Source organism: Candidatus Thioglobus sp., assembly GCF_028599055.1.
Lineage (GTDB): Bacteria > Pseudomonadota > Gammaproteobacteria > PS1 > Pseudothioglobaceae > Thioglobus_A.
Window position 1 is genome coordinate 1 of sequence record NZ_JAQRMS010000097.1, and the last position, 4,497, is coordinate 4,497.

Here is a 4,497-nt window from a genome sequence, read left to right on the forward strand (position 1 = left end):
TTTTAGCTTGCTGAGTTTGGGAATTTTTAGTTTGCAATTTAATTAAAAAATAACCATCTGACTTCATTTTGGTTAAGCGACTTGATACCGAATACGCCAGGCCATTTTTCTCACGAATCTCGTCACTTAACATTGAAGTTAATCCACTACCACCTAAGATATGGTTACCTAAATACAGTGCATGATAATCAGGATGTGATCGATTGATGCCCGTCTGACCAATCAGCAGGTGCGTTTGCTTGGATGGAAAATTAACATGCAGTTGTTTAGATTGGGAAAGTGGTTCGACAACTGGATTGGTTTTAGCTTTTTGTCCGCTGTTTAATCCATGAGAAATTTGGCGTGCAATCTGCTTAGCGTGACTCTTGCTAATGTCGCCTACCAAAGCGATGGTTAAATTTTTTGCCACATAATATTGACGATAAAACGCTTGTAAATCCTGAAGTTGAATAGCATTAACACTTTCTTTATTGCCAATTTTAGCGTGTGCGTATGCATGCTCAGCAAACACTAATTCGTTAAACTTTAAACTGGCCACTTGCCCAGGGCTTTGTTTAGCTGACTCTATCGATTGATAGATTTGCTTTTTCTCACGTGTGAGATACGACTGTTGAAACTTAACTCGACTCACCACATCGCTAAATAGAGATAATGAACCTCTAAGCACATCCTCCCGGGTTAAGCTACGCATTGAAATAATAGACATATCTTTTAAACTAGCCGTTGAAAATTCACTGCCTAACGACTCAAACCCATTAATAATTTGCTCTTCAGTTAGCTGATCCGTTGCTGTGCCAATTAAGGTGTTAGTTAATGTGGCTAAGCCGTGTTGATCACCATCTCGACTACTGGCCGCATCAAAATTAAGCGCCACATCAAGCATTGGTAAGCCCTTGGTTTGGGTAAATAATACTTTAGCACCTTCAGGTGTTTGCCACTGGTCAATGTTAAGCTGCGCTTGGGCGCTGCTAATTAATAACATGAATAGTAATAAAAATTTCATCATAACGCTTGAGGAATTAATTCAACCTGATTCATCTGCTTAAAATCTAAAAACAAGTTAGCAACTTTTGATAAGTCTTTAGCTACTATTTCGTTCATTTTATCTACATATTCAAACATTTTATCAACACCCAATCCCACAGTTTCAAGCATACCTAAATAATAAGATTGAGTGGATATTTGATCTTGTTCAAAAACAAAATTAGCTTCTAGTTGCGCTTTGGTTCGCCTTATTTCATCGGTTAATAACTCAGGCTTATTAATCAACTCTGCCACTTGCTGTTTGATAGCATTTATAACTGTTTTGTTTTCAAGCCCTTGAGCTGGAATAAAACTAATGGTAAATTGTGTCTGATACTTATCATACAATCGATAACCAACACTGATACTACTGGCGATTTGACGATCTCTAATCAGTGTTTTTGACAAACCATTATCTAACACGTAAGCCAGCATTTCTAACTGATACGCCTGAGATTTGTCCTGCGCACTGTTTAAACTTGGCGCATGAAAAGCCATAGTAACCAAGGGTAGTTTGGCTTTTAATTTAAGTTGTTTATGCTGCTTAGTCAACGCAATTGGCGGCTTATCCTTAAGTTGACTAATCTTTGGGTTAAACGCATACGCTGAAAAATACTGCTTTGCATAAGCAACTACTTGAGCTGGATCCACATCACCCACCACAACCAGTGTGGCATTATTTGGTGCGTAATAAGTCTCGTACCAATCTCTCAAATCTTTTAATTGATAAGATTCAATATCCGCTTGAAAGCCAATGACTGGTGCATGATACGCACCCGATTCACCATAAGAAATCAAACGCAACTGCTCAAACACTTTAGCATTAGGATTATCTTCAACGCGCATGCGCCTTTCTTCAATTACCACTTGTCTTTCTTTTTCCAATTCGCGGCTAGAGAAAGTTAGGTTACGCATGCGATCCGCTTCCATTTTTATCGCCAACTCTAATTTAGAGTTATGCATTTTTTGATAATAAGCAGTGTAATCTTTCGAAGTAAAGGCATTTTCATCACCACCATTGCGCGAAATAATCTGTGAAAACTCACCCACCTTATACTTTTGTGTGCCTTTAAACATCATGTGCTCAAGCATATGTGAGATGCCTGTTAGCGGCTGAGATTCATCACTTGCACCAACCTTGTACCAAAGTTGGGAGATAAATACCGGTGCACGTCTATCGACTTTAACAATAATTTTTAAGCCATTACTTAGCGTTGTTGTGTGGACTTTCGTTGCATCTATTACGCCATAAGCCAACGTGTGAGTATACAAAACAATAAATGCGATTAATTTAGCCATTTTTTCCAATTGATTCTAAAACTGAGTAACAGTAATGTAATCAGTGCATATATCATCGGCTCAATGTCCATATCTGATTTTGCCTGCCAATAAAAATGCACTATCACTAATATGGCAATTACATAAATCGATTTGTGTAGTTTTTTCCAACGCTTACCCAAACGACGCACCATTTTATCGGTAGAGGTTATTGCTAATAAAAACAATAGCACAAAGGCACTAAAACCCAAGGTAATATAAGGGCGTTTCATCACATCCTCAAAGATAAAGGCTACGTTGAATTGTTGATCAATCAAAAAAATGCTCAAATGCAGACAAGCATAAAAAAAACTAAATAACCCAATCATACGCCGATATTTAATAATTGAAAAAGGCAGAATTTTATTCAGCGGAGTAATAAGCAAACTTAACAACAAAAACCTAAGTGCCCATTGCCCTGTTGGATTGGTAATCTCTTCAATTGGGTCAATTAAATTGCCCGATAATATATCAGATAAAAGTAATAAAAAAGGGCTAAAGAGTAATATGAATAATACGGTTTTTTGCCAAAAAATACGCATAAAAAAATTAAAAGTTCTTGGTTAAATCAAGCCCTGCATACAAATGTGCAACCTCATCACCGTAACCATTAAACATTTCTGTTTTGCGTTTTTCAGGTGAGAAAAAACTACCTCTACCAATCACTCTCTCGCGCGCTTGCGACCAACGTGGATGATCTACATTAGGGTTTACATTGGCATAAAAACCATATTCTTTTGAGGCTTGATCTTGCCAGGTATTAATTGGCATTTGTTCGTGAAACTCAATAGAGACAATAGATTTTATATTTTTAAAGCCATATTTCCATGGCACTACCAAGCGCAACGGTGCACCATTTTGATTCGGCAAGGTTTTTCCGTACAAACCCACTGCAAGAAAACTTAGTGGATTCATCGCCTCAGCAATACTTAGTCCTTCAATATATGGCCAATTTAAAATGGGACGTTTTTGTCCAGGCATCTGTTGCTTATCAACCAAGGTTTTAAACACCACATATTTTGCCTTTGAAGTGGGCTCAAAGGTTTTGATTACTTCTGCTAAAGGCACACCCACCCAAGGAATAACCATTGACCAAGCCTCTACACAGCGAAAACGATAGATACGCTCCTGCAATTGATAAGGTGCAATAAAATCTTCTAAATCATAATTCCCTGGTTTGGCACATTCACCAGATACTTGAATGTGCCAAGGTTTGGGTTTTAGGCTATGAGCATTTTTAGCAGGGTCGCGTTTACCGGTGCCAAATTCATAAAAATTATTATAATTGGTGATTTGCTTAAACGTGTGTGGCGTTAGTTCTTTGCCATATTTAGTAGGTATCACTTGATCAAGCAAACCACCACCCGCAACCCCTTCTGCTAAACTTGGGAAGGCAGAAAAACTTGCTAAACCAATCCCAAGCCCCGCACTTTTTTTAATAAACGCACGACGATCAAGATAATGTTTTTCATCAGTTACATACTGTTCTATTATTTTTTTCATTCTAATCATTATACGGCGTAAACTCACAAAAAGTTTCAGTAAAATAACTCATTATGTTTAGTTTTTTCAAAAAAGACAAATCTACTGAGATAGAAAAAACCCAATCTCTCAAACAGCGATTGTTCAAATCTCGCAAAAAGTTAGGCTCAGGGCTAGCCTCGCTACTCTTGGGTAAAAAATCCATCGATGACGATTTACTCGATGAGCTAGAAATGTTGCTTATTACTGCTGATATCGGCATTAGTACCACTGATAAGGTTTTAGAATCGGTTCGTCAAAATGCCTCACGAAAAATCCTTAAAGACTCTGATGGGGTTTATGAATTTTTAAAAACTGAGTTGGCTAAATTGTTGATTGAGGATAATCAACTCAATACCGATATCAATGAAACCTATGTCATTTTAGTGGTGGGTGTAAATGGCGCCGGCAAAACCACCACCATTGGCAAGCTGGCTAAACGCTTCCAATCTGAGGGTAAATCAGTGATGCTGGCAGCAGGTGACACCTTTAGGGCAGCTGCAGTGGAGCAACTTAAAGTCTGGGGTGAGCGCAATGATATAACGGTCGTTGCACAAGGCACAGGCGCTGATGCCGCCTCGGTCATCTTTGATGCTTACCAATCAGCACAAGCCAAAAATATCGATATTTTAATTG

At 38.2% G+C, this 4,497-nt stretch carries 5 protein-coding genes; 1 reads left to right on the forward strand and 4 read right to left on the reverse strand.

The features are described 5' to 3' along the window. The 4 genes from PSN35_RS06210 to msrP form a co-directional block, all read right to left on the reverse strand. Window positions 1–1,006: pitrilysin family protein (locus PSN35_RS06210; RefSeq protein WP_300030951.1), on the reverse strand; the 1,006-nt coding region annotated here is incomplete at its 3' end. Continuing rightward, entirely contained in the window at window positions 1,003–2,322 is a 1,320-nt protein-coding gene (locus tag PSN35_RS06215; RefSeq protein WP_300030954.1) for a pitrilysin family protein, read from the reverse strand. The genes PSN35_RS06215 and PSN35_RS06210, both read right to left, overlap by 4 nt. Beyond that, complete coding sequence (locus tag PSN35_RS06220) at window positions 2,310–2,882, reverse strand: sulfite oxidase heme-binding subunit YedZ (RefSeq protein ID WP_300030957.1); 573 nt, start codon at window positions 2,880–2,882, stop codon at window positions 2,310–2,312. The genes PSN35_RS06215 and PSN35_RS06220 overlap by 13 nt, the downstream gene beginning before the upstream one ends. A 7-nt stretch (window positions 2,883–2,889) precedes the next feature. Continuing rightward, on the reverse strand, window positions 2,890–3,852 hold the full coding sequence (gene msrP / locus PSN35_RS06225; RefSeq protein ID WP_300030960.1) for a protein-methionine-sulfoxide reductase catalytic subunit MsrP: 963 nt from the start codon (window positions 3,850–3,852) through the stop codon (window positions 2,890–2,892). A gap of 44 nt (window positions 3,853–3,896) precedes the next feature. On the opposite strand from msrP, the gene PSN35_RS06230 reads away from it, so the two are divergent. Continuing rightward, window positions 3,897–4,497: signal recognition particle receptor subunit alpha (locus PSN35_RS06230; protein ID WP_300030962.1), on the forward strand; the 601-nt coding region annotated here is incomplete at its 3' end.